Origin of the sequence: Burkholderia sp. Nafp2/4-1b, assembly GCF_003635165.1 — a bacterium.
GTDB lineage: Bacteria > Pseudomonadota > Gammaproteobacteria > Burkholderiales > Burkholderiaceae > Burkholderia.
The window spans coordinates 21,437-46,730 of sequence record NZ_ML058610.1 but is presented as its reverse complement, the minus strand read 5'-3'; the positions used below and the strand labels follow the sequence as shown (position 1 = coordinate 46,730).

Genomic DNA, 25,294 nt, shown 5'->3' with positions numbered 1-25,294 from the left:
TTCATTCGAGGAGAGCCAGATGGCCGAGATCACTCAAACGAGCGCGTCCGCTTCCACTTCCACCAAGCTTGCGGCGGTCGACATTCACAAGCGCTACGGCGACAACGAGGTGCTCAAGGGCGTATCGCTGAACGCGAAGGCCGGCGACGTCATCAGCATCATCGGCGCGAGCGGCTCGGGCAAGAGCACGTTCCTGCGCTGCATCAATTTTCTGGAGCGGCCGAATGCCGGGCAGATCGTCGTCGACGGCGAGACCGTGCGCACGAAGACCGACCGCGCCGGTGCGCTCGAGGTTGCCGATCACAAGCAGTTGCAGCGCATCCGCACGAAGCTCGCGATGGTGTTCCAGCACTTCAATCTGTGGGCGCACATGAACGTGCTCGAGAACGTGATGGAAGCGCCGGTGCACGTGCTCGGCATTTCGAAGAAGGAAGCCGAGGAGCGCGCGCGTGAATATCTCGAGAAGGTCGGCCTCGCGCCGCGCGTCGAGAAGCAATATCCGTCGCATCTGTCGGGCGGTCAGCAGCAGCGTGTCGCGATTGCGCGTGCGCTGGCGATGAATCCCGACGTGATGCTGTTCGACGAGCCGACGTCCGCGCTCGATCCGGAGCTCGTCGGTGAAGTGCTGAAGGTGATGCAGAAGCTGGCCGAGGAAGGCCGCACGATGATCGTCGTCACGCACGAGATGGGTTTCGCGCGCAACGTGTCGAACCACGTGATGTTCCTGCATCAGGGGCGGACCGAGGAAGAGGGCGATCCGAAGGAGGTGCTCGTGCGTCCGCAGAGCGAGCGTCTGAAGCAGTTCCTGTCGGGCAGTCTCAAGTAACGCGAAGGGCGGATTTCATACGTGGTCCCGGTGTCTCGTCCCGTAGGCGCCACCCGCACGGCGCAGGTGGCGATCGTTGCATTGCCGCCCGTGTCGATGTCGGGTGTGGGGCCGATCGTCGATGCGTTGAATCTCGCGAACGAGATCGACGGGCGCTTGCTGTATCGCTGGCAGGTGTGTTCGTGGGACGGGCGGCCGGTGCCGCTTGCCGGCGGCGCGCAATGGCATGCCGATGCGGCGTTCAACGATGCGATCGCGTGCGACTGGTTGATCGTCGTGTCGGAGCGGTTTCAGCAGTTTGCCGACTATCGGATGTTTCTCGCGAGTCTCGCGCGGGTCGGGCAGCGCACGCCCGTCGTGACCGGGATTCATCATGGCGTGTGGTGGCTCGCGATGGCCGGGCAGCTTTCCGGGTATCGCGTGAGCGTGAACTGGGAGACGTATCAGCAGTTCGCCGAGCAGTTCGAGCGGTCGATCGTCACGCAGCAGATCTTCGAGATCGATCGCGACCGGGCGACCTGTGCCGGTGGGCAGGCGACGGTCGACTTCATGCTCGCCATGATCGGGCGGGAGCATGGGGCCGATCTGGCCGAGCGGATTGCCGATGCGCTTGGGGCCGGCACGCTGCGCAGCGGCGAGGAGCGGCAGCGGATTCCGTTCGTTACCGCGCCGGGCGAGCGGCATCCTCGGTTGAATGACGCGTTGCTCTTGATGGAAGCCAATGTCGAGGATCCTCTCACTACCGATGAGATCGCCGGGTTGGTCGGCGTCTCGCGCCGACAGTTGGAGCGGCTCTTTCGACAGTATCTCGGGGCGATGCCCTCCAAGTATTACCTCAATCTTCGACTGCTCAAGGCTCGGACTCAGTTGCAGCGGACCAGCAAGTCGGTTGTTCAGGTTTCTCTCGCCTGTGGGTTCTCTTCTGCTGCGCATTTTTCTAATGCTTATCGGGAGAGGTTTGGGGTTACGCCTCGGGAGGATCGGCGAGCGTGGCTCGAGAAGCAGACCGGCGGCGGCAGCGAACCTCGTGGGGGCGCGCTTGTCGAGCGCGGGAAGGACTGAGTTTTGTTTTGACGGTGCGCTTTCGTTTGACGTGAAGCACCTGTGATCGTGTCGGTCTATTTGCGTCGCCCCTGCGCGGGGCAGCGGTCACTTTTCTTTGTCTTGCCAAAGAAAAGTAACCAAAAGAAAGGCGCTCGGACAACGCATGACCTCCCGGTGCCATAGCCCGCTCGGTGGCACTCGCCTAAGTGTCCGCGCCAGGACACAAACCCGGAGTGGTTCGAGCAATGGTTCTGACACCTCTCACTACCCCCCGGAGCGGTATACCGCCCGCTAGCTCCGTCCTCGCTTCGCTCGGCCGACAGGTCCATCCATCCCCCTTTCAACGCTGTCGATAGATTGGTTGCCGCAATCGCGCCGGAGCGCGTGCACCCACAAAGTCGAGATCGTCGCGGCTGCGTAGCGGCGCCGCGCTGCCTTACTGATTTGGGGAACTGGGCAGTGCAGTGCTCTCTGCCGATGTTGCGCGGGCGCGTGAATTGCGGCTGAACTACCTTGCGGCCGAGCGAAGCGAGGACGGAGCTAGCGGGCGGTATACCGCTCCGGGGGTGGTGAGAGGTGTCAGAACCATTGCTCGAACCACTCCGGGTTCTCGGCTGGCGCGGACACTTAGGCGAGTGCCACCGAGGGTGCTATGGCACCGGGAGGTCATGCGTTATCCGGGCGCCTTTCTTTTGGTTACTTTTCTTTGGCAAGACAAAGAAAAGTGACCGCTGCCCCGCGGAGGGGCGACGCAAATAGACCGACACGATCACAGGTGCTTCACGAAAAAGCGAGCGCACCACCCAAACGAACCCCCAAAAAAGGAACGCCCCGACAAAAGAGCCCCCCGCCGGGAAGGCAAAATAAAGCGCACTATCCGCTTCCGATAGAACCCGTCGCAATTCCGCAAGACGCTTGCGTCGCCCTTACCTAAACTTGATCCTGTTGAACCCTCTTACGAAACCGAAAGGAACGACCATGACGACCTCGACCGTGACCCGCCAGACATTCGACGAAGTGATGGTGCCGGTATTCTCTCCCGCGCCGTTCGTGCCGGACCGTGCAGAGGGCTCGCGCGTGTGGGACACGGCCGGCCGCGAGTACGTGGATTTCGCGTGCGGCATCGCGGTCACGTCGCTGGGCCACGGCCACCCGGAACTGCTGAAGGTGCTGGACGAACAAGGCCGCAAGCTCTGGCACATCGGCAACGGCTACACGAACGAGCCGGTGCTGCGCCTCGCGAAGCGCCTCGAATCGCTGACCTTCGCCGACCGCGCATTCTTCGCGAACTCGGGCGCGGAAGCGAACGAAGCCGCACTGAAACTCGCGCGCCGCGTCGCCTTCGACCGCCACGGCGCCGACAAATACGAAATCGTGTCGTTCGTCCAGTCGTTCCACGGCCGCACGTTCTTCACGGTCAGCGTCGGCGGCCAGCCGAAATACTCGGAAGGCTTCGGCCCGGTGCCGGAAGGCATCAAGCACCTGCCGTTCAACGACATCGAAGCCGCAAAGGCCGCAATCGGCCCGCAAACCTGCGCGGTGATCGTCGAGCCGGTGCAAGGCGAAGGCGGCGTGATCCCGGCCGATCCGGCGTTCCTGAAGGCACTGCGCGAAGCATGCGACGCCAACGACGCACTGCTGATCTTCGACGAAGTGCAAACGGGCGTCGGCCGCACGGGCCAGTTCTACGCATACATGGACACGGGCGTCACGCCGGACATCCTCACGACCGCCAAGGCGCTCGGCAACGGCTTCCCGATCGGCGCGATGCTGACGACGAACGAGCTGGCCGCGCACTTCAAGGTCGGCGTACACGGCACGACGTACGGCGGCAACCCGCTCGCGTCGGCGATCGCCGACAAGGTCGTCGAACTGATCGGCGACCCGGCACTGCTCGAAGGCGTGCGCGAACGCAGCGTGCGACTGAAGGGCGCGCTGGAACGCATCAACGCACGCTTCGGCATCTTCAAGGACATCCGCGGCAAGGGCCTGCTGGTCGGCGCCGAACTCACCGCCGCATTCGACGGCCGCGCGAAGGACTTCGTCACGGCCGCCGCCGAGAACGGCCTGATCATGCTGATCGCCGGCCCGAACGTGCTGCGCTTCGTGCCGTCGCTCGTGATTCCGTTCGACCTGCTCGACGAAGGCGCGAAGCGCTTCGAGAAGGCAGTCGAGCACGTGCTCGCGGCCCAGGAAGCCACCGCGCGCTGATCGGCGCGCCCATCGCAGACAGGAACGACGATGCTATTTGTTCGCCCCGGCAAACTCACGGATCTCGATGCGCTCGCGCACATGGCGCGCACCGCGCAGCCGGTCCTGCACTCGCTGCCGCACGACCGCGCGGCGCTCGAAGCGCGCGTGGCGCTCTCCGAGGATTCGTTTCGCGCGGACGTCGACTTCGCCGGCGAAGAGTTCTATCTCTTCGTGCTCGAGGATTCGTCGACGGGCAAGCTGCTCGGCACGGCGAGCATCGTGGCCGCGGCCGGCTACTCGGAACCGTTCTACGCGTTCCGCAACGACGCACTGATCCACGCGTCGCGCGAGCTGCACGTGAACCGCAAGATCCACGCGCTCACGATGTCGCACGAGCTGACCGGTAAAAGCCGGCTGGCCGGCTTCTACGTCGACCCGTCGCTGCGCGGCGACGCGGCCGCCCACCTGATCTCGCGGGCGCGGATGATGTACATCGCCGCGAACCGCCGCCGCTTCACGCCGGAAGTGTTCACGCTGCTGCTCGGCGTGAGCGACAACACGGGCGCCTCGCCGTTCTGGGAAGCGGTGGGCCGCAAGTTCTTCGGCCGCGACTTCACCGACGTCGACATCGCGTCGGGCGGCCGCAGCCGCACGTTCATCGCGGAAGTGATGCCCGCGTATCCGCTGTACGTGCCGCTCTTGCCGGAAGCCGCGCAGCGCGTGCTCGGCGAACCGAACGAAACGGCGCTGCTCGCCTACGACATCCATCTCGAGGAAGGCTTCGAGCCGGACCGCTTCGTCGACATCTTCGACGCAGGCCCGGTGCTGACCGCGCAGGTCGATCGCACCGCGTGCGTGAAGCACGGCGCGGAGCGCACGGTGCGCGAAGCGGCGCATCAGCACGGCGACGTCGCGTACATGGTGTCGACGGGCAGCGGCGAATCGTTCCGCTGCGTGCTGGCCGACCTGCCGGGCGACACCGCCGATGCACCGCTCGCCGGCGACGTGCGCGCGGCACTCGATGTGAAGGATGGCGATGTCGTGCGCTGCGTGCCGCTGCACCGCCGCGACGATGAAGAAACGAAGGGAGACGCAGCATGATCGTCGTTCGGGTCGTACAAACGGGTGACGTTGACGCGCTCGTGTCGCTCGCGAAGGAAACCGGGCCGGGCCTGACCACGTTCAAGCCCGACCGCGACGCGCTCGCCGCGCGCATCGAACGCTCGCGCCGCACGCTCGAGGGCAACGCGGCGCCCGGCGAAGCCGGCTACTTCTTCGTGATGGAAGATTCGCAGACGCACGACATCGCAGGCGTGTGCGGGATCGAGACACAGGTCGGTCTCGAACAGCCGTTCTACAACTACCGCGTGAGCACGGTCGTGCACGCAAGCCAGGAACTCGGCGTGTGGACGCGGATGTCCGCGCTGAACATCTCGCACGACCTGACGGGCTACGCGGAAGTCTGCTCGCTGTTCCTGAGCCCGCGCTATCGCACGGGCGGCGTCGGCGGCCTGCTGTCGCGCTCGCGCTTCATGTTCATCGCGCAGTTCCGCGAGCGCTTTCCGGAACGTATCTGCGCGGAACTGCGCGGCCACTTCGACGAGGACGGCACGTCGCCGTTCTGGCGCGCGGTCGGTTCGCACTTCTACCAGATCGATTTCAACGCGGCCGATTACCTGAGCTCGCACGGCCGCAAGTCGTTCCTCGCGGAACTGATGCCGCGCTATCCGGTGTACGTCGACCTGCTGCCGCAGGACGCGCAGGACGCGGTCGGCCTCACGCACCGCGACACGCTGCCGGCCCGCAAGATGCTCGAGGCGGAAGGGCTGCGCTACCAGAACCACGTCGACATCTTCGACGCGGGCCCGGTGCTCGAATGCCACGTGAACGACCTGCGCACGGTGCGCGAGAGCGTCGTCGTGCCGGTCGCGATCGGCGTGCCCGATGCAGCGGAAGGGGCGCCGAAGTCGCTCGTGTCGAACACGTCGCTGAACGATTTTCGCGTCGGCGTCGCGCCGGGCGTGGTCGCGAACGGTGCGTTCGTGCTGTCGGCCGACGATGCCGCCGCGCTCGACGTGAAGGCCGGCGATCCGGTCCGCGTGCTGCCGCTCAAAGTCAAACAGGGATAAACGAATCATGACGGAACTCTTCATCGACGGCGCCTGGGTCGCAGGCTCGGGCCACGTCTTCGCTTCGCGCAACCCGGGCACCGACGCGATCGCGTGGCAAGGCGCCAGCGCGTCGGCGGCCGACGTCGACCGCGCGGTCGCGAGCGCGCGCCGCGCGTTCGCCGGCTGGTCGGCACTCGACTTCGAAGCGCGCTGCGAAATCGTCAAGCGCTTCGCCGCGCTGCTCACCGAGCGCAAGGAAGCGATCGCCACCGCGATCGGCCGCGAGACCGGCAAACCGCTGTGGGAAGCGCGCACCGAAGTCGCGACGATGGCCGCGAAGGTCGGCATCTCGATCCAGGCGTACCAGGAACGCACCGGCGAGAAGCGCCAGGACATGGCCGACGGCGTCGCGGTGCTGCGCCATCGTCCGCACGGCGTCGTCGCGGTGTTCGGCCCGTACAACTTCCCCGGCCACTTGCCGAACGGGCATATCGTGCCGGCGCTGATCGCCGGCAACACGGTCGTGTTCAAGCCGTCCGAGCTCGCACCTGGCGTGGCGCGCGCCACGGTCGAGGTGTGGCACGAGGCCGGGCTGCCGGCCGGCGTGCTGAACCTCGTGCAGGGCGAGAAGGACACGGGCATCGCGCTCGCGAACCATCGGCAGATCGACGGGCTGTTCTTCACCGGCAGCTCGGACACCGGCACGCTGCTGCACAAGCAGTTCGGCGGCCGTCCGGAAATCGTGCTCGCGCTCGAGATGGGCGGAAACAACCCGCTCGTGATCGGCGAAGTGGAAGACGTCGACGCGGCCGTGCATCACACGATTCAATCGGCATTCCTGTCGGCCGGCCAGCGCTGCACCTGTGCGCGCCGCATCTTCGTGCCGCAGGGCGCGTTCGGCGACCGCTTCCTCGCACGCTTCACCGACGTCACGTCGAAGATCACGGCCGACGTGTTCGACGCCGATCCGCAGCCGTTCATGGGCGCGGTGATCTCGGCGCGCGCGGCCGCGAAGCTCGTCGATGCGCAGTCGCGCCTGGTCGAGCAGGGCGCGAAGCCGATCATCGCGATGACGCAGCGCGATCCGCGCCTCGGCTTCGTGAACGCGTCGATCATCGACGTGACCGGCGTCGCGAACCTGCCGGACGAAGAGCACTTCGGCCCGCTCGCGCAGATCGTCCGCTACGCGACGTTCGACGAAGCGATCGAGCGCGCGAACGATACCGCGTTCGGCCTGTCGGCCGGGCTGCTCGCCGACGACGCGAACGCATGGGATCACTTCCGCCGCACGATCCGCGCGGGGATCGTCAACTGGAACCGCCCGACCAACGGCGCATCGTCGGCCGCGCCGTTCGGCGGCACGGGCCGCTCGGGCAACCACCGGCCGAGCGCGTACTACGCGGCCGACTATTGCGCGTATCCGATGGCGTCGGTGGAAAGCACCCAACTGACCTTGCCCGCGAGCCTGTCGCCGGGCCTGCATTTCTGATCGAGGGAACGACGATGAACGCACAAGAAGCCAATTTCGACGGACTCGTCGGCCCGACCCACAACTACGCCGGACTGTCGTTCGGCAACGTGGCGTCGCTCAACAACGAGAAGTCGGCCGCGAACCCGAAGGCCGCCGCGAAGCAGGGGCTGCGCAAGATGAAGCAGCTCGCCGATCTCGGCTTCGCGCAAGGCGTGCTGCCGCCGCAGGAGCGCCCGTCGCTGCGCCTGTTGCGCGAGCTGGGCTTCTCCGGCAAGGACGCGGACGTGATCGCGAAGGCCGCGAAGCAGGCGCCCGAACTGCTCGCCGCGGCGAGCTCGGCGTCGGCGATGTGGACCGCGAACGCGGCGACCGTCAGCCCGTCGGCCGACACGAGCGACGGCCGCGTGCACTTCACGCCGGCCAACCTGTGCAGCAAGCTGCATCGCGCGATCGAGCACGAAGCGACGCGCCGCACGCTGTCGACGCTGTTCGCGGACCCGGCGCACTTCGCGGTGCACGAGGCGCTGACCGGCACGCCGGCGCTCGGCGACGAAGGCGCGGCGAACCATACGCGCTTCTGCGCGGAATACGGCCAGCCGGGCGTCGAGTTCTTCGTGTACGGCCGCGCCGAATATCGCCGCGGCCCGGAGCCGAAGCGCTTCCCGGCGCGCCAGACGTTCGAGGCGAGCCGCGCGGTCGCGCATCGCCACGGTCTCGCGGAAACCGCGACGGTCTACGCGCAGCAGGATCCGGACGTGATCGATGCGGGCGTGTTCCACAACGACGTGATTTCGGTCGGCAACCGCGACACGCTGTTCACCCACGAGCGCGCGTTCGTCAACAAGCAGGCGATCTACGACACGCTGACGGCCACGCTGGATGCACGCGGCGCGCGGCTGAACGTGATCGAGGTGCCCGATGCGGCGGTGAGCGTGAACGATGCGGTCACGTCGTACCTGTTCAACAGCCAGCTGCTGTCGCGCGCGGACGGCTCGCAAGTGCTCGTGGTGCCGCAGGAATGCCGCGAGAACGCGAACGTCGCCGCCTATCTCGACCAGCTCGCGGCCGGCAACGGCCCGATTCGCGACGTGCTCGTGTTCGACCTGCGCGAAAGCATGAAGAACGGCGGCGGCCCTGCGTGCCTGCGCCTGCGTGTCGTGCTGAACGACGCCGAGCGTGCGGCCGTCACGTCGAACGTGTGGATCAACGACACGCTGTTCGCGTCGCTCGATGCGTGGATCGAAAAGCACTACCGCGACCGCCTCGCACCGGAAGATCTCGCCGATCCGACGCTGCTCGACGAATCGCGCACGGCGCTCGACGAACTCACGCAGATCCTGCGCGTCGGTTCGCTGTATGACTTCCAGCGCTGAGTCGCGCATGCCGGCCGCCGCGCTGCTCGACGACTTCCTCGCGTTCACGCTCGCGGGCGACACGCCGGCCGTGAAGGACGGCGCGTGCGCAGGCGACGCGGTGCGCTGGCAATGGCTGGGCGACGGGTTGCTCGCGCTCGAGCCGGTAGCAGGCGCAGCCGTTGATGCGGCGCGTGCGGCGGCGCGTGCGAGCGTGCTCGTGTCGGCCGGCGTGCATGGCGACGAGACCGCGCCGATCGAGCTGCTGTCGATGCTCGTGCGCGATGTCGCCGCGGGCACGCTGCCGCTCGCGTGCCGGCTGCTCGTCGTGCTCGGCAACGTGCCCGCGATGCGCGCGGGCGAACGCTATCTCGACGACGACCTGAACCGGCTGTTCAGCGGTCGTCACGCGCACGTGCCGACGAGCCGCGAAGCGCCGCGCGCCGCGCAGCTCGAAGCGGCCGCCGCCGCGTTCTTCGCGGCCGCGCCGGCGGGCAGCGTGCGCTGGCACATCGACATGCACACGGCGATCCGCGCATCGGTGTTCGAGCAATTCGCGCTGCTGCCGCACACGGGCACGCCGCCGACCCGCACGATGATCGAATGGCTCGGCGATGCGCGCATCGCGGCCGTGCTGCTGCATACCGCGAAGGGCAATACGTATTCGCATTTCACCGCGGAACATTGCGGCGCGCTCGCGTGCACGCTCGAACTCGGCAAGGTGCGGCCGTTCGGCCAGAACGACCTGTCGCGCTTCGCGCCGGCCGATCGCGCGGTGCGCAAGCTCGTGTCGGGTGAGCGGCGTGATAGCGACGCCTGGGACGGCCATCCGTCATTGCCGCGCGTGTTCACGGTGATCGACCAGATTACCAAGCAGAGCGACGCGCTCGAGCTGTTCATCGCGCCCGACGTCGCGAACTTCACCCCATTCGCGCGCGGCACCGTGCTCGCGCAGGACGGCGACTATCGCTACACGGTGAAGCACGACGAGGAGCGCATCGTGTTCCCGAATCCGACCGTGAAGCCGGGTTTGCGCGCAGGCCTGCTCGTCGTCGACACGACGCGCGACACGCTCGCCGCACTGGTCTGATCCAGCGCAACGCTGCGCGTGGCCACGGGATTCGCAGCCACGCGCAGCGTCGCGCGTCATTTCCTTTTTGCGCCGACGTGCTCCCGCCACGCGGCCGGCCCGCGCGTCGCGCTTGCGTATTTGCGACATCGTCTTGCAAGTTCAACGCTTCACCTGGCGGCCGTCGCGCCCGCACCGCAGCATCGTGCGCGGGTAGCCGCTTTGCCGTATCGGGCCGCGCGGATTGGTACAATCGCGGCCTTGCGGCTGTTGCGCCGCATCAAGGCGCGGCATCGGGATTGTCGGTGTCATTCGGCCCTGCAATGATGCATGCGCCCGTAGTTCCGGAACATTCGAGTATCGAGGAGAACACCTGATGAAGTTGGATTGGCGTAAAGTGGCCGCGCACGCGGTAGTGGCGGCATCGGCCGTGGCGGCAGGCAGCGCGTTTGCCGCGGATCTGAAGGAGATCCGGTTCGGCGTCGAGGCCTCGTACGCGCCGTTCGAATACAAGACGCCCGACGGCAAGCTGACCGGCTTCGACATCGACATCGGCAACGCGGTGTGCGCGAAGCTGAAGACGAAGTGCGTGTGGGTCGAGAACGACTTCGACGGCCTGATCCCGGCGCTGCAGGCGCGCAAGTTCGACGCGATCAACTCGGACATGACGATCACCGACCAGCGCAAGCACGCGATCGCGTTCACCGATCCGATCTACACGATCCCGAACCAGCTGATCGCGAAGCAGGGCAGCGGCCTGCAGCCGACTCCGGCAGCGCTGAAGGGCAAGCGCGTCGGCGTGCTGCAGGGCACGATCCAGGAAGCGTACGCGAAGAAGAAGTGGGCGCCGGCCGGCGTCGAAGTCGTGCCGTACCAGACGCAGGACCTGGCGTACGCCGACCTGAAGTCGGGCCGCCTCGACGCGACGTTCCAGGATTCGGAAGCGGGTTCGAAGGGCTTCCTGTCGAAGCCGCAAGGCCAGGGCTTCGGCTTCGCCGGCGGCACGGTCAGCGATGCGGAGATCCTCGGTTCGGGCGTCGGCTTCGGCCTGCGCAAGAACGACGCGGCGCTGAAGACCGCGCTCGATCAGGCGCTGAAGGATCTGAAGGCCGACGGCACGATCGACAACCTCGCGAAGAAGTACTTCAGCGTGCCGGTCACGCTCAAGTAAGCGTTTCGATCCGTCGTACGATGCAGCCGGCCGCTTTCGCGGCCGGTTTGCTTTTGGAGCGCTGCTTTTGAAGGGAGGGCAATCGCGCCGTGCATCGCGGCGAGCCGAGCGCCGGATGCACGCAGCGCCGGCGTTATGACGGGAAGAACCGCCCCAGTTCGCGTGCGAGCTCGTTGAGCACGCTCATCTCCTGCTGCGTGATCTTGCGCGCGGGCTGCGCGCCCGCCCAGTCGCCGTACAGCAGCGCAACGGTCGTCGCGCCGACGCGCACCGGCAGCAGCACGAACGCGCGCGTGTCGGGCAGCGCGTCGAGATACCACGCGGGCAGCCGCTTCACCATCTTCGGGTCCTGCGCCTGCTCGATGAAGATGCCGACCGAGTTCGTGATCGCGAGATGGAACACGTCCGGCTCGAAGCGCTCGTCGAAGGACAGCCGCTCGAGCGCTGCATCGACGCCCGGGCCGAAGCCGAGGCGGCCGGCGAACCTGCCGTCGTCGCGGCGCACGAACATCACGGTGCGCGTGAACGCGAGCCCCGCCAGCAGGCTTTCCGACGCGAGCGCGAGCACCGGCGTCAGCACGTGCTCGGACGGCAGCGCGCGCAAATCCGCCAAGCCCGCTTCGAGGCAGGCCTCGGGTGCGCCTTGCGCCCGCGCGATCGCGTCGGCGTTCGCGCGCAGCTCGACAATCTCGCGCATCACGGTGTCGCTCGCTTCCTCGCGGGCGAGCCGCTCCGCGATTTCGACGAGCGCGGTGGGTTCGATCTCCAGCTCCAGCCCGTAGTGCTGTGCGAGCAGCTCGATGTGCGCGTCGCGCTGCGGGCCCGCGGGCATCGCGAGCGCACCGGCGACGTCGGTCGAGCAGCGGCTGACCGAGCGCAGCCAGCGCACGCGCTCGGCGCCGTCGTCGACGCGCACCTCGTGCGGCCGCGGGAAGTTGTCGCCGGCGTCGTCGGGGTCGTCGTCGACCACGGCGGCGCGCGCCGGGCGCTTGTCGTCGTCGGCCATGCCGGCGCGGATCACGTCGGGCAATCGCCAGCTCGCGGCGGCCTCGAGACCGATTTCATCGAAGCCGACGCCAAGCACGTCGATGCATGCGGCCTCGTCGTCGCCGTTCAGCTCGGCGGCGCGGCGGCGAATCCGGTCCCATTCGCTGTCGAGATAGCAGACCACCAGCAGCTTGCCGACCTGGCGCATCAGCGTGCAGACGACGGCTTCCTCGCCGCCGCGCAGCTCCGCATGCTCGGTGAGCTTGCGTGCGACGCAGCCCGACAGCAGCGCGCGGTTCAGCTCGAGCTTCGCGTCGATGCGGCGCGGCGTGCTGTGGTGGAAATGGTCGACGAGCTTCAGCCCGACGACGAGATGGCCGACCGTGTCCATGCCGAGCACCATCAGTGCTCGCGTGACGGTCGTGATATTGCCGCCGAACGCCATGTACATCGCGGAGTTCGCGAGGCGCAGCACTTTCTGCGTGAGCGCGAAGTCCGACAGCACGACGCGCACGAGCGCGGTGAAGTCGAGCTCGTCGTTCTTCATGGCGGCCATCGTCGCGCGCAGCGATTCCGACAGCAGCGGGAAATCGCCCCGTTCGTTCATCCGGGCCCACAGCTTGTCGAGCAGTGCCGTGCGGGGCAGGTGTGCGGTGATTGACATACGGATCCGTCCGGTTCGCCGCGTGTGTCAGGCGGCGTGCAGGCGCAGCTGCTGCGCCTCGAAGCGCCGCGCGAGCTCTTCGGACGGCAGCGCCTGGCACACGAGCCAGCCCTGGATGTGGTTGCAGCCCATTTCGGTCAGCAGCTCGCGCTGCGCCTCGGTCTCGACGCCTTCCGCGACGAGTTCGAGATCGAGCGTCTGCGCCAGGCCGACCACGGCCGACACGATCGCGCGGTCGTTGCGCGACGTGAGCAGGTTCTCGACGAAGCTGCGGTCGATCTTCAGCTTCGCGAGCGGGAAGCGCTGCAGGTAGGCAAGGCTCGAATAGCCGGTGCCGAAATCGTCGATCGCGAAGCGGATGCCGAGCTCGGTCAGCTCCTCGAGCAGCACCTTGGCCTGCGCGGGGTCGTGCATCAGCAGGCTTTCGGTGATTTCGAGCACGATGCGGCGCGGGTCGATGCCCGTCAGCGCGATCGCCTCGCGCACGCTCTGCGAGAAGCGCGGGTCGCGGAACTGCTGCGGCGACACGTTGACCGCCACATATTGCAGCGCGAGCCCCTGGCGATCCCACGCGACGAGCTGCATGCACGCGGCCTTGAGCACCCAGTTGCCGAGATAGTTGATCAGGCCGATCGATTCGGCGAGCGGAATGAAGGTCGCCGGCGGCACGAGGCCGTGCACCGGATGGCGCCAGCGGATCAGCGCCTCGACGCCGTCCACCGCGCCCGACTGGCTGCGCGTGATCGGCTGGAAGTGCAGCGAGAATTCGCCGTTGCGCACGCCGTCGTACAGGTCGGCTTCGAGCTTGAGCCGCTCGGCGTCGGCCGGATCGTCGACGGGCGCATGAAACGCGAGCGCATTGCCGCCCGATGCCTTCGCCAGCGCGAGCGCATGGTCGGCGCGGCGCAGCAGCGGGCTGTGATGCTGCGCGCGATGGGCCGCTGCCCGTTCGTCCGGATACAGCGCGATGCCGATGCTCGCGGACAGGTGGACCGTCTGCCCCTGATGCACGTAAGGTTCGCGCACCGCGGCCTGCAGCCGGCGCGCGAGTGCGTCGGCGGCGTCGGTTGCGCGCGTGCGGTCGGCGGCGGTGAACACGATCGCGAACTTGTCGCTCGCGACGCGCGCGAGCTGCTCGTCGGGCGTGACGAGCGCCTGCAGCCGCTGGGCGGTCTCGCGCAGCAGCGCGTCGCCGGCGTCGTAGCCGAGCGCGCGGTTGATGCGCTGGTAGTCGTCGAGGTCGAGCAGCAGCAGCGCCGCGCAGGTGCCGCTTTCGTCGGCGGTCTGCTGCGCACGCATCAGCGCGGGAATCAGCGCGGACAGGTTGTCGAGCCCCGTCATCGAATCGTGGTGCATCTCGTACGTGAGGCGCGCCTCGAGCGCGCGCCAGGCCGATACGTCGAACGCCGCGATCGCGAAGCCGTCGACGCCGTGATGGCGGCTCTTGAACGCGCGGATCTCCACGTCGAGCGGATAGGTGAGCGACTTGACGACGCACATCGTCGCCTTCTCGACCTGGCCGGAACGCGCGGCGCGCGCAAGCAGGTCTTCGAGCGCCGCGGTATCCTGTTCCGCGATCAGGTCGCGCAGCGTCAGCGTGTGCAGGTAGTCGCGGTGGTAGCCAATGAAGCGCAGGCTCGCGTCGGACACGTACAGAAAGCGCAGCTCGCGGTCGACATGGGCGAGGAAATCCACCGTGCCGACCGTCTGTTCCAGCCAGTTGCGCACGGTATCGTCGCGCCGCGGCGCGCCGGCGCGCGCAGGCATCAGCGCGCCGCCCGACCATGCGAAGCGGCGCAGCGTATGCAAGGCGTTACGCCAGGAGCCCTTGCGTGGCGTCTGTTTCCTGTTGGCTTCCATGTTTCTCGCTGACGTGAAGGGCTGGAACCGGTTGTCCGGAAAGAATAACGGCAGCCTGCGCGGAATCTTTAACCGGCCGGCCGGCAGCAGCAGCCGCTCGGCCGGGTCGTCGATGCGGTGTTCGGCAGCCGAACACCGGCATGGCCTACATTGAGGCCGACTTTATAAGAAATGAGGACGCAGATGAAGCGAAAACTATTGGTGGGCGCCGCGGCGGCGCTGCTGGTGGCCGGCCATGCGCTGGTCGCGCAGGCGCAACTGAAGCCGGGCGACACGGCGCCCGGGTTCACGACGCAGGCGTCGCTGGGCGGCAAGACTTACACGTACTCGCTCGCCGATGCGCTGAAGCATGGGCCGGTCGTGCTGTACTTCTATCCGGCGGCGTTCACGAAGGGTTGCACCATCGAGGCCCACGCGTTCGCCGACGCGGTCGATCGTTACAAGGCTTACGGCGCGACGGTGATCGGCGTGTCGGCCGACAACATCGACACGCTCACCAAGTTCTCGGTGAGCGAGTGCCGCAGCAAATTCCCGGTCGCGGCCGATCCGGACGCGAAGATCATCCGCGAATACGACGCGAAGCTGCCCGCGCTCGATCGCGCGAACCGCGTGTCCTACGTGATATCGCCGGAAGGGAAGGTGCTGTACGAGTACACGAGCTTGTCGCCCGACAAGCATGTCGAGAACACGCTCGGCGCGGTGAAGGCGTGGGCCGACGCGCATCCGAAGCAATGAGCCGCTAATCGTCGGCGCACGGCAAGCCAGGGTAAAGCGGCCCGCGGCGCGGGTCGCCGGCGCGCCGCAACGCGCCGCCACGGCGGCGGCGCGGCGCATTCGTTACGCGCGCAGGGCTTGTTCGATCGGCACGCTGCCGCCGACGAAGCCGATGACCTTGCGCGAGATGCCAAGCTTGATCGCCTCGATCGCGGCCCAGGCGACATCCTGGCGCGACACCGGCGGCGCCGCGTCGAGCGGCTCCTCGGTCAGCGCGATCTTGCCGACGCCCGGGCGGTCCGCGAGCGGGCCGGGGCGCAGGATCACGTAGTCGATGCCCGACGCGATCACGCGGTCGTCGCCTTCGCGTTTCATCTGCGAGTAATGGCGCAGCGCATCGCCGCTGCGCTCCGGCCAGTACGCGGTCAGCGAACTGATCACCACCAGCTTCTGCACGTTGTAGGCCAACGCATGCTCGGCCGCGCGCGCGACCGCGTCGCGGTCGACCTGCTCCTCTTCGGCGGCGCCTTCCGATTCCGCCGAGCCGGCCGCATAGATCACATGGTTGATGCCCTGGAACGCGTGCGAGAAATCGCCCGTCAGATCGGCCTCGACGACCTTCGCGCCCGGCAGCGCATAGCCGTGCCGGCGCACCAGCGCAGTCACCTCGAATTCCGGCTGCTTGAGCAGCAGATCCGCGCAGGCCAGGCCCGTGCGGCCGGTCGCGCCAATCAGCAGTACCTTCGTCGTCATGAAACCGCTCCTTGCTCGATGCGTCATCCTTCCAGATAGGGACGGACGACCGTTACTCAAGTGTATGTCGATTTGGGGAGGCGGCGCACAGGTAATGAGGGCCGCACCGTTCGTGGCGGGCGGGCGCGGTCGAGCGGGGCTGCATCGATGTGACGTCGCGCGCAAGGATTGCGGGATCGACCCGCCGACCGGCTATCATGTGCGCGATGCATTTTTCGCCGCTCGCAACACAACGCGGCGACCAACCGGTTGGAGTACACATGGCATTACCCCTGGACAACGTCAGCATGGCCGTGTTCTGCGACTTCGAGAACGTCGCGCTCGGCGTGCGCGACGCGAAGTACGAGAAATTCGACATCAAGCCCGTGCTGGAGCGGCTGCTGCTGAAGGGCAGCATCGTCGTGAAGAAGGCGTATTGCGACTGGGAGCGCTACAAGGGCTTCAAGGCGTCGATGCACGAGGCGAGCTTCGAGCTGATCGAGATTCCGCACGTGCGCCAGTCGGGCAAGAATTCGGCCGACATCCGGCTCGTCGTCGACGCGCTCGATCTCTGCTACACGAAGTCGCACGTCGATACGTTCGTGATCATCAGCGGCGACTCGGATTTTTCGCCGCTCGTGTCGAAGCTGCGCGAGAACGCGAAGAAGGTGATCGGGGTCGGCGTGAAGAAGTCGACGTCGGACCTGCTGGTCGCGAACTGCGACGAATTCATTTTCTACGACGACCTGGTGCGCGAGCAGCAGCGCGCGCTCGCGAAGCGCGAACAGCAGCAGCGCGCGGGCAACGGCGGCGCGAAGCGGCCGGACGAGCCGTCGCGCAAGCCGGAACTGGAAGTGCGCCGCAGCGAGGCGATCGCGCTGGCGGTCGAGACCTTCGACGCACTGGCCTCGGAGCGCGACGACGTCGGCAAGATCTGGGCGTCGGTGCTCAAGAGCGCGATCAAGCGGCGCAAGCCGGACTTCAACGAGTCGTACTACGGCTTCCGCGCGTTCGGCAACCTGCTCGACGAAGCGCAGGCGCGCGGCCTGCTCGAAGTTGGGCGCGACGACAAGTCGGGCGCGTTCGTGTCGCGGCCGCGCCAGTCGGCTTCGGTCGAACCGGTGATGGCGGCTCGCGATTCGGGCGGCGCGCATCATGGTCACGGCGGGCGCCACGCGGAGCCGGCACCGGCACCGGCACCGGCACCGGCGCAGCGCGAGTCGCGGCGGCGCGGGCGCCGCGCAGAAGCGGTGGTGGATGAGCACGTCGTCGAGGTCGATGCCGAAGAGCTGGCGGGCGTCGACGTGACGGACGACGTGACGGACGACGCGGCGGTCGTGCCGGCGGCTACGGTCGACGCGAGCGAGGCCGCTGAAGCGGCTGAAGCGGCCGACACGCACGGCGACGCGAAGGACGGCCGCAAGCGCACCCGCAAGAGCGCCGCGAAGAAGGCAAGTGCGAAGAAGGGCGGCGACGCGAAGAGTGCCGGCCGTCAAGCCGCGGCGAAGCCGGACGAGGCCGCGCACGGCGGCGCGAAGCACGGCGGCGACAAGCATCCGCACGGCACGCATGCCGAAGCGGCCCGTCGCGACGCGGAGCAGGGTGACGACCGGCATGGCGCGGCGCAACACGCGGCGCCGACGGCCGGCGAATACGGTGCTTCGGCGGCTGCCGCACAGCCGTCGCACGAAGCGGCGCCGGCCGCCGAGTCGGCCGGCGAATCGGCAGGCGAAGCAGCCGGTACAGCCAGTGCAGCGACGAGCGACGCCAAGCCGAAGAAGCCGGCCCGCAAGACGGCGACCCGCGCGCGTCGTCCGCGCAAGACCCCGGTCGCCGCCGAGTAACGGCGGCAGGACGGGCGGCACGGCGGCACGGCGGCACGGCGGCACGGCAGGACGGTGTGCGAACGCGGCCGCCGCCCGTGTCGCCGCTCGCGTCGCGCGTCGGCCGGTGCAATGCCGGTCGACGCGGTCCGTTATCCGTTCAGCACGTACGGCTGCGTCATCACTTCGAGGAAGTGGCCGTCCGGATCGTCGAAATACACGCCGCGTCCGCCGTTGTGGCGGTAGATGTCACCGGGTTGCCGCTTCGCCGGATCGGCCCAGTGCGGCAGCCCTCGCTCGCGAATGCGCGCATACACGCGATCGAAACCGGCTTCGTCGGTCAGGAAGGCGTAGTGCTGCGCCGTGATCTCCCCCTGCTTTTCATAGAAATCGAGCGACACGCCGTTCTCGAGCGGGACGACCAGCATCGCGCCGAACGGCGTCGGCGCCGGCAGTTCCAGCAACTCGGTGAGAAAGCGGCTCGACGCGTGCTTGTCGCGGCACCAGACGATCGTATGGTTCAGCTGGACGTTCATGGCGGGTTCCCGGGAGGGGAAAGGGTGGGCATGGACTCACGATAGCCGATCGTTGCCGGCATGCAAGCCGGCGCTGCGCCGAACGCGGGCCGAAGCGTGAACCGTCGGCGGAAACGATCCGGGGTTCGGGAACGCAGGCTCGCGGAGCGATACGGGTGGAGGACGGAGCGCGGAGCTGGGACGTACGAGCGCGACGTACGCCCCCCGCGCGATCGGCGTCGCGCAACCGGCACCGGCCGGCACACGGAGCAGGGCGGTGCCGCCAACCCTTCCCCCGTGTCCGGCCGCCTGCCGTTACTCGCCGGCCACCGCCGGCCCGCCCGAATTGCCGCGGCGGTTGCGGCGCTTCTCGCCCCACACGCGGAACCGGTCCATGTACAGATAGACGACCGGCGTCGTATAGAGCGTCAGCACCTGCGACATGATCAGGCCGCCGGCGATCGCGATCCCGAGCGGCGCGCGCAGCTCGGCGCCGTCGCCGTGGCCGAACGCGAGCGGCAGCGCGCCGAGGAGTGCCGCCATCGTCGTCATCATGATCGGCCGGAAACGCAGCAGGCACGCCTCGTGGATCGCGTCGAACGACGACTTGCGGGCGTTGCGCGTCTGCTCGATTGCGAAGTCGACCATCATGATCGCGTTCTTCTTCACGATACCGATCAGCAGGATCACGCCGATCAGCGCGATGATGCTGAACTCGGTCTTGAACAGCAGCAGCGCGAGCAGCGCGCCGACGCCGGCCGACGGCAGCGTCGACAGGATCGTGATCGGGTGGATGTAGCTCTCGTACAGGATCCCGAGCACGATGTAGACGGCCAGCAGCGCCGCCAGGATCAGGATCGGCTGGTTGCTCAGCGACTGCTGGAACGCCTGCGCGGTGCCCTGGAAGCTGCCGACGATCGTCGGCGGCACGCCGATCTGCGCCATCGTCTGGTAGATCACCTGGGTCGCCTCCGACAGCGACACGCCCGGCGGCAGGTTGAACGAGATCGTCGTCGCGACGAACAGGCCCTGGTGATTGACCGACAGCGGCGTCGTGCTCGGGCCGAAGGTCGCGATCGCGGACAGCGGGATCATCGTCGACTTCGACGTCGACACCGCCGCGCCCGACGACGCACTCGACTTGCCGCTCGACGCGATCGAGTTCAGCGCCTGGTTGCGCGCGGAATCGGATGCGATCGCCGCGGCGCTGGTGGCGCCCGTGCCCGCGCTCGACGTGCCGGCCGACGTCGCGACGAAGGTGCCGGCCGCCGCGTTGGTCGTCTGCGAGCCGTTCGCGCTGCCGCCCGACGTGCTGATCCACACTTCGTTCAGCATCTGCGGGCTCTGCCAGTATTTCGGTGCGATTTCCATCACGACGTGGTACTGGTTCAGCGGGTTGTAGATCGTCGAGACCTGGCGCTGCCCGAACGCGTCGTACAGCGTGTTGTCGATCTGCGCGGGCTTGATGCCGAGTCGCGCGGCGGTCGCGCGGTCGATCGTCACCATCGCCTCGAGGCCGCCTTGCTGCTGGTCGGAGTTCACGTCGGTCAGTTCGGTGCGCTTCTGCAGCGCCTCGGTCAGGAGCGGCCCCCACTTGTACAGCTCGGCGCTCGAATCGCCGAGCAGCGTGAACTGGTACTGCGCGCTGCTCTGCCGGCCGCCGACGCGGATGTCCTGCGCGGCCTGCAGGAACGTGCGTGCACCCGCGACGTCGGACAGCGGCCTGCGCAGCTGCTGGATCACCTGGTCGGCCGACATGTTGCGCTCGGTGCGGTCCTTCAGCGTGACGAACATGAAGCCCGAGTTGGTCTGCGTGCCGCCGGTGAAGCCCGCGACGCTCTTCACGTTCGGATTCGCCTGCACGATCCGCATCATCTCGGAGAACTTCAGCTTCATCGCCTGGAACGACGTCGACTGGTCGGCCTGGATGCCGCCGATCATCAGCCCGGTGTCCTGCTGCGGGAAGAAGCCCTTCGGCACGACGATGTACAGGTAGACGTTCAGCCCGATCGTCGCGAACAGGATCAGCAGGATCAGCAGCGGGCGGCGCAGCGCCCACGACAGCGAGCGCTCGTAGCCGCGCTGCATCCGCGTGAAGCAGCGCTCGAGGAAACGGCCGACGCGGCCTTCCTCGTGCGCCTCGTGCGATTCGCGCAGCAGCCGCGCGCACATCATCGGCGTGACGGTGAGCGACACCGCGAGCGACACCGCGATCGCGAGCGACAGCGTCAGCGCGAACTCGCGGAACAGCCGGCCGACGATCCCGCCCATCAGCAGGATCGGCAGGAACACCGCGACGAGCGAGATGCTCATCGACAGCACCGTGAAGCCGACCTCGCGCGCGCCGTCGAACGCGGCCTGCATGCGCGGCTTGCCGTTCTCGATGTGGCGCGTGATGTTCTCGAGCACGACGATTGCATCGTCGACGACGAAGCCGGTCGCGACGATCAGCGCCATCAGCGACAGGTTGTCGATCGAGAAGCCGAGCAGGTACATCGCGCCGAACGTGCCGACGATCGAGATCGGCACCGCGACGCTCGGGATCAGCGTCGCACGCCAGTTGCGCAGGAACAGGAACACGACCATCACGACCAGGCTGACCGCGATCAGCAGCGTGCGCTCGGTATCCTTCAGCGACGCCCGGATGGTGGTCGACCGGTCGAGCACCGGCGTGACCGTGATGTCGGCCGGCAGCGACGCGGTGAGCTGCGGCAGCGCCGTGCGCACGCGGTCGATCGTCTCGATGATGTTCGCGCCGGGCGAGCGGTAGAGGATCACGAGCACCGCGCGCTTGCCGTTCGACAGGCCGAGGTTGCGCAGGTCCTCGACCGAGTCGACGACCTCGGACAGGTCGGACAGCCGCACGGCCGCGCCGTTGCGGTACGCGACGACGAGATCGCTGTACTGCGATGCCTGCGACGCCTGGTCGTTCGTATAGAGCTGGTAGCGCTTCGGGCCGAATTCGATCGCGCCCTTCGGGCTGTTCGCGTTCGCGGACGCCAGCGCGGCGCGCACGTCCTCGAGGCCGATCCCGTAATGGAACAGCGCATGCGGTTCGAGCTCGACGCGCACGGCCGGGTTCGCGGAACCGCTCACGCTCACCTGGCCGATCCCGTCGATCTGCGACAGCGACTGCTGCAGCACCGTCGACGCGGCGTCGTACAGCTTCGCGGGCGACGATGTTTCGGACGTGAGCGACACGATCATGATCGGCGAATCGGCCGGGTTGACCTTGCGGTACGTCGGGTTGCTCTTCAGCGACGCGGGCAGGTCGGCGCGCGCCGCGTTGATCGCGGCCTGCACGTCGCGCGCGGCGCCGTCGATGTCGCGGTTCAGCCCGAACTGCAGGGTGATCCGCGCGTTGCCGACCGTGCTGGTCGACGTCATTTCGCTGACGTCGGCGATCGAGCCGAGGTGCCGCTCGAGCGGGCTCGTCACGCTGGTCGCGACGGTCTCGGGGCTTGCGCCCGGCAGCGACGCCTGCACCGAGATGGTCGGGAAGTCGACCTGCGGCAGCGGCGACACCGGCAGCTTGATGAACGCGAACAGGCCCGCGAGCGCGACGCCGAGCGCGAGCAGCGTCGTCGCGATGGGGCGGGTGATGAAGGGGCGCGCCAGGTTCATCGCTTAGGCACCCGTGTGCTTGCCGGCGTCGGCGCCCGGGCCGTGCCGCTCGAACCAGCCGCGCACGCGGCGCGCGAGACCGTCGAAGCCGAGGTAGATCACCGGCGTCGTGAACAGCGTGAGCACCTGCGACACGATCAGGCCGCCCGCGATCGCGATCCCGAGCGGCTGGCGCAGCTCGGAACCGGCGCCCCCGCCGACGATCAGCGGCACCGCGCCGAGCAGCGCGGCGAGCGTCGTCATCAGGATCGGCCGGAAGCGCAGCAGGCAAGCCTGGTAGATCGCCTCGCGCGGCGGCTTGCCTTCGACGCGTTCGGCCTCGAGGGCGAAGTCGATCATCATGATCGCGTTCTTCTTCACGATGCCGATCAGCAGCACGATGCCGATGATCCCGATGATGTCGAGGTCGTGCCCGGTGATCATCAGCGCGAGCAGCGCGCCGACGCCGGCCGACGGCAGCGTCGACAGGATCGTGATCGGGTGGATGTAGCTCTCGTACAGCACGCCGAGCACGATGTACATCGTGACGACCGCCGCGAGGATCAGGAACAGCTGGTTCGACAGCGACGCCTGGAACGCGAGCGCGGCGCCCTGGAAGCGCGTCTGGAACGAGCCGGGCAGGCCGATGTCCTGCTCGGCGGCGGCGATCGCCTTCACGGCCTCGCCGAGCGACGCGCCCGGCGCGAGGTTGAACGAGATCGTCGTCGACGGGAACTGCGACAGGTGCGCGACGAGCAGCGGCGACGGCCGTTCGTGGAACGACGCGATCGACGACAGCGGCACCTGGCCGCCGCCGGCGGACGGCAGGTAGATGTCGTTCAGCGATTCGGCGTAATGCTGCTCCTTCGGCTCCGACTCGAGAATCACGCGGTACTGGTTCGACTGCGTGAAGATGGTCGACACGATGCGCTGGCCGAACGCGTCGTACAGCGCGTTGTCGACGGTCGCCGGCGTGATGCCGAAGCGCGCGGCGCTCGCGCGGTCGATCTCGATGTAGACCGACTGGCCGTTGCTCTGCAGGTCGGTCGCGACGTCGGCGAGCGACGCCTCCTTCTGCAGCCGTGTGACGAGCTTCGGCACCCAGGTCGCGAACTCGTCCGGGTTCGGGCTCGTCAGCATGAACTGGTACTGCGTCGGGCTCACGGTCGAATCGATCGTCAGATCCTGCACCGACTGCATGAACAGCGTGATGCCGGTCACGTTCGCGACGCGCTGCTGCAGGTCGCGGATGATCTGCGCGGCCGGCTCAGCGCGCGCGTCGCGCGCCTTCAGGTTGATCAGCATCCGGCCGCTGTTCAGCGTGATGTTGCTGCCGTCGACGCCGATGAACGACGTCAGGCTCGCGACGTTCGGATCCTTCAGGATCTCGGCCGCGAGCGCCTGCTGGCGTTCGGCCATCGCGCCGTACGAGATCGACTGCGGCGCCTGCGTGATCGCCTGGATCACGCCGGTGTCCTGCGCGGGGAAGAAGCCCTTCGGTATGTACACGTAGAGCAGGGCGGTCAGCGCGAGCGTCAGCAGCGCGACGACGAGCGTCGAGCGCTGCCGGTTCAGCACCCATTCGAGCGCGACCGCGTAGCGCGCGATCACCCAGTCGATCGCGCCGTGCACGCGCGCCTCGAAGCGATGGCTCTCGGGCGGCGGCGAATGACGCAGCAGCTTCGCGCACATCATCGGCACGAGCGTGAGCGACACGATCGCCGAGATCACGATCGTCACCGCGAGCGTGATCGCGAATTCGTGGAACAGGCGCCCGACCACGTCGCCCATGAACAGCAGCGGGATCAGCACCGCGATCAGCGACACCGTCAGCGAGATGATCGTGAAGCCGATCTGCCTCGATCCCTTCAGCGCGGCCTCGAGGCCCGTGTCGCCTTCCTCGACGTAGCGCGCGATGTTCTCGATCATCACGATCGCATCGTCGACGACGAAGCCGGTCGCGATGGTGAGCGCCATCAGCGACAGGTTGTTCAGCGAGAAGCCGGCCATGTACATCACCGCGAGCGTGCCGATCAGCGACAGCGGCACCGACAGGCTCGGGATGATGGTCGCGTAGACGTTCGCGAGGAACAGGTACATCACCAGCACGACCAGCGCGACGGCCAGCAGCAGCTCGAACTGCACGTCGCGCACGGCCGCGCGGATCATCGTCGTGCGGTCGGTGACGATCTGCACGTCCAGCGCGGCCGGCAGCGTTTCCTGCAGCTTCGGCAACTGCGCCTTGATCGCGTTGACGGTCGCGATCACGTTCGCGCCCGGCTGGCGCTGCACGTTCAGGATGATCGCGGGCTCCGAATTCACCCACGCGCCGAGCTTGGTGTTCTCCGAGCCGGCGACCACCTTCGCGACGTCGGTCAGCATCACCGGGCGGCCGCTCTTGTACGCGACCACCGCGTCGTTGTACTGGTCGGCGCTGGTCAACTGGTCGTTCGCGTTGATCGTGTACGCGCGCGTCGGGCCGTCGAAGTTGCCCTTCGGCGTGTTCACGTTCAGGTTCGAGATCGTCGTGCGCAGGTCGTCGAGGTTCATCCCGTACTTCGCGAGCGCGGTCGGGTTCGCCTGGATCCGCACGGCCGGCCGGTTGCCGCCCGACAGGCTGACGAGGCCGACGCCCGCGATCTGCGAGATCTTCATCGCGAGGCGCGTGTCGGTCAGGTCCTGCACCTGCGTGAGCGGCAGGGTCTTCGACGTGATCGCGAGCGTCAGCACCGGCGCGTCGGCCGGGTTCACCTTCGCGTAGATCGGCGGCGCCGGGAGGTCGGACGGCAGCAGGTTGCCGGCCGCGTTGATCGCCGCCTGCACTTCCTGTTCGGCGATGTCGAGCGGCAGGTCGAGCGAGAACTGCAGCGTGATCACCGATGCGCCGGCCGAGCTTTGCGACGACATCTGGTTCAGCGACGGCATCTGGCCGAACTGCCGCTCGAGCGGCGCGGTGACCGACGACGTCATCACTTCGGGGCTCGCGCCCGGATAGAAGGTCTGGACCTGGATCGTCGGGTAGTCGACTTCCGGCAGCGCGGCGAGCGGCAGGAAGCGCAGCGCGACGAGACCGGCCAGCATGATCGCCGCCATCAGGAGGGCGGTGCCGACCGGCCGGAGAATGAAGAGACGGGAGGGGTTCATCGAGCGGCCCGCGCG

The 25,294-nt window shown here is 67.6% G+C and carries 17 protein-coding genes; 11 read left to right on the top strand and 6 right to left on the bottom strand.

The genetic code is table 11. From position 1 onward, the window contains the following. The first annotated feature begins 19 nt into the window (after positions 1–19). The 9 genes from C7H84_RS20215 to C7H84_RS20160 all read left to right on the top strand — a co-directional run bounded on the left by C7H84_RS20215 (position 20) and on the right by C7H84_RS20160 (position 11,237). Entirely contained in the window at positions 20–826 is an 807-nt protein-coding gene (locus tag C7H84_RS20215; protein WP_121860459.1) for an ABC transporter ATP-binding protein, read from the top strand. Between the two features lie 21 nt (positions 827–847). After that, positions 848–1,888 (top strand): GlxA family transcriptional regulator, encoded by a 1,041-nt coding sequence (locus tag C7H84_RS20210; RefSeq protein WP_121860458.1) that lies wholly within the window; start codon positions 848–850, stop codon positions 1,886–1,888. A gap of 960 nt (positions 1,889–2,848) precedes the next feature. Continuing rightward, the gene (locus C7H84_RS20195) at positions 2,849–4,081 is read left to right on the top strand and encodes an aspartate aminotransferase family protein (RefSeq protein WP_121860457.1); all 1,233 of its coding nucleotides are present in this window, start codon (positions 2,849–2,851) and stop codon (positions 4,079–4,081) included. Positions 4,082–4,111: 30 nt separating this feature from the next. Continuing rightward, positions 4,112–5,164 carry an arginine/ornithine succinyltransferase subunit alpha gene (aruF, locus tag C7H84_RS20190; protein WP_121860456.1) on the top strand — a complete coding sequence of 351 codons (1,053 nt, stop codon included), beginning with the start codon at positions 4,112–4,114 and terminating at the stop codon, positions 5,162–5,164. After that, positions 5,161–6,192, top strand: a complete 1,032-nt coding sequence (astA, locus tag C7H84_RS20185; protein WP_121860455.1) for an arginine N-succinyltransferase — start codon at positions 5,161–5,163, stop codon at positions 6,190–6,192. Before aruF ends, astA begins: the two co-directional genes overlap by 4 nt. A 7-nt stretch (positions 6,193–6,199) precedes the next feature. Continuing rightward, positions 6,200–7,663: a succinylglutamate-semialdehyde dehydrogenase gene (astD, locus tag C7H84_RS20180; RefSeq protein WP_121860454.1), complete on the top strand. Its 1,464-nt coding sequence runs from the start codon at positions 6,200–6,202 to the stop codon at positions 7,661–7,663. Between the two features lie 14 nt (positions 7,664–7,677). Continuing rightward, the gene (gene astB / locus C7H84_RS20175; RefSeq protein ID WP_121860453.1) at positions 7,678–9,018 is read left to right on the top strand and encodes an N-succinylarginine dihydrolase; all 1,341 of its coding nucleotides are present in this window, start codon (positions 7,678–7,680) and stop codon (positions 9,016–9,018) included. Between the two features lie 7 nt (positions 9,019–9,025). Then, a complete protein-coding gene (gene astE / locus C7H84_RS20170; RefSeq protein ID WP_205611445.1) occupies positions 9,026–10,087 on the top strand; it encodes a succinylglutamate desuccinylase in 1,062 nt (353 codons plus the stop codon). Positions 10,088–10,442: 355 nt separating this feature from the next. Continuing rightward, on the top strand, positions 10,443–11,237 hold the full coding sequence (locus tag C7H84_RS20160) for an ABC transporter substrate-binding protein (RefSeq protein ID WP_121860450.1): 795 nt from the start codon (positions 10,443–10,445) through the stop codon (positions 11,235–11,237). A 133-nt stretch (positions 11,238–11,370) separates the two neighbouring features. Here the strand turns inward: C7H84_RS20160 and C7H84_RS20155 are convergent, their stop codons facing one another. Both C7H84_RS20155 and cdpA read right to left on the bottom strand, forming a co-directional pair. Continuing rightward, on the bottom strand, positions 11,371–12,888 hold the full coding sequence (locus tag C7H84_RS20155) for an HDOD domain-containing protein (RefSeq protein ID WP_121860449.1): 1,518 nt from the start codon (positions 12,886–12,888) through the stop codon (positions 11,371–11,373). Between the two features lie 27 nt (positions 12,889–12,915). After that, positions 12,916–14,655: a cyclic di-GMP phosphodiesterase CdpA gene (gene cdpA, locus C7H84_RS20150; protein WP_205611444.1), complete on the bottom strand. Its 1,740-nt coding sequence runs from the start codon at positions 14,653–14,655 to the stop codon at positions 12,916–12,918. A 276-nt stretch (positions 14,656–14,931) separates the two neighbouring features. Here cdpA and C7H84_RS20145 point away from each other — a divergent pair, with 276 nt between their 5' ends. Beyond that, positions 14,932–15,483, top strand: coding sequence for a peroxiredoxin (locus tag C7H84_RS20145; RefSeq protein WP_121860447.1), 552 nt, complete (start codon positions 14,932–14,934; stop codon positions 15,481–15,483). Between the two features lie 102 nt (positions 15,484–15,585). On the opposite strand, the gene C7H84_RS20140 is transcribed toward C7H84_RS20145, so the two are convergent. Beyond that, positions 15,586–16,215: an NAD(P)H-binding protein gene (locus tag C7H84_RS20140; protein ID WP_121860446.1), complete on the bottom strand. Its 630-nt coding sequence runs from the start codon at positions 16,213–16,215 to the stop codon at positions 15,586–15,588. Between the two features lie 260 nt (positions 16,216–16,475). Here C7H84_RS20140 and C7H84_RS20135 point away from each other — a divergent pair, with 260 nt between their 5' ends. Beyond that, entirely contained in the window at positions 16,476–18,038 is a 1,563-nt protein-coding gene (locus tag C7H84_RS20135; protein WP_121860445.1) for an NYN domain-containing protein, read from the top strand. Between the two features lie 131 nt (positions 18,039–18,169). Here the strand turns inward: C7H84_RS20135 and C7H84_RS20130 are convergent, their stop codons facing one another. The 3 genes from C7H84_RS20130 to C7H84_RS20120 form a co-directional block, all read right to left on the bottom strand. Then, positions 18,170–18,553 (bottom strand): VOC family protein, encoded by a 384-nt coding sequence (locus C7H84_RS20130; RefSeq protein WP_121860444.1) that lies wholly within the window; start codon positions 18,551–18,553, stop codon positions 18,170–18,172. 294 nt (positions 18,554–18,847) lie between these two features. Continuing rightward, positions 18,848–22,156 (bottom strand): efflux RND transporter permease subunit, encoded by a 3,309-nt coding sequence (locus C7H84_RS20125; RefSeq protein ID WP_121860443.1) that lies wholly within the window; start codon positions 22,154–22,156, stop codon positions 18,848–18,850. Positions 22,157–22,159: 3 nt separating this feature from the next. Further along, entirely contained in the window at positions 22,160–25,279 is a 3,120-nt protein-coding gene (locus C7H84_RS20120; protein ID WP_121860442.1) for an MdtB/MuxB family multidrug efflux RND transporter permease subunit, read from the bottom strand. Positions 25,280–25,294: the final 15 nt, after the last annotated feature.

Coding starts and splice junctions, on each gene's coding strand:
- C7H84_RS20215 (WP_121860459.1), top strand. CDS start 20: ATGGCCGAGATCACTCAAACGAGCGCGTCCGCTTCCACTTCCACCAAG.
- C7H84_RS20195 (WP_121860457.1), top strand. CDS start 2,849: ATGACGACCTCGACCGTGACCCGCCAGACATTCGACGAAGTGATGGTG.
- aruF (WP_121860456.1), top strand. CDS start 4,112: ATGCTATTTGTTCGCCCCGGCAAACTCACGGATCTCGATGCGCTCGCG.
- astA (WP_121860455.1), top strand. CDS start 5,161: ATGATCGTCGTTCGGGTCGTACAAACGGGTGACGTTGACGCGCTCGTG.
- astD (WP_121860454.1), top strand. CDS start 6,200: ATGACGGAACTCTTCATCGACGGCGCCTGGGTCGCAGGCTCGGGCCAC.
- astB (WP_121860453.1), top strand. CDS start 7,678: ATGAACGCACAAGAAGCCAATTTCGACGGACTCGTCGGCCCGACCCAC.
- astE (WP_205611445.1), top strand. CDS start 9,026: ATGCCGGCCGCCGCGCTGCTCGACGACTTCCTCGCGTTCACGCTCGCG.
- C7H84_RS20160 (WP_121860450.1), top strand. CDS start 10,443: ATGAAGTTGGATTGGCGTAAAGTGGCCGCGCACGCGGTAGTGGCGGCA.
- C7H84_RS20155 (WP_121860449.1), bottom strand. CDS start 12,888: ATGTCAATCACCGCACACCTGCCCCGCACGGCACTGCTCGACAAGCTG.
- cdpA (WP_205611444.1), bottom strand. CDS start 14,655: ATGCCTGCGCGCGCCGGCGCGCCGCGGCGCGACGATACCGTGCGCAAC.
- C7H84_RS20145 (WP_121860447.1), top strand. CDS start 14,932: ATGAAGCGAAAACTATTGGTGGGCGCCGCGGCGGCGCTGCTGGTGGCC.
- C7H84_RS20140 (WP_121860446.1), bottom strand. CDS start 16,215: ATGACGACGAAGGTACTGCTGATTGGCGCGACCGGCCGCACGGGCCTG.
- C7H84_RS20135 (WP_121860445.1), top strand. CDS start 16,476: ATGGCATTACCCCTGGACAACGTCAGCATGGCCGTGTTCTGCGACTTC.
- C7H84_RS20130 (WP_121860444.1), bottom strand. CDS start 18,553: ATGAACGTCCAGCTGAACCATACGATCGTCTGGTGCCGCGACAAGCAC.
- C7H84_RS20125 (WP_121860443.1), bottom strand. CDS start 22,156: ATGAACCTGGCGCGCCCCTTCATCACCCGCCCCATCGCGACGACGCTG.
- C7H84_RS20120 (WP_121860442.1), bottom strand. CDS start 25,279: ATGAACCCCTCCCGTCTCTTCATTCTCCGGCCGGTCGGCACCGCCCTC.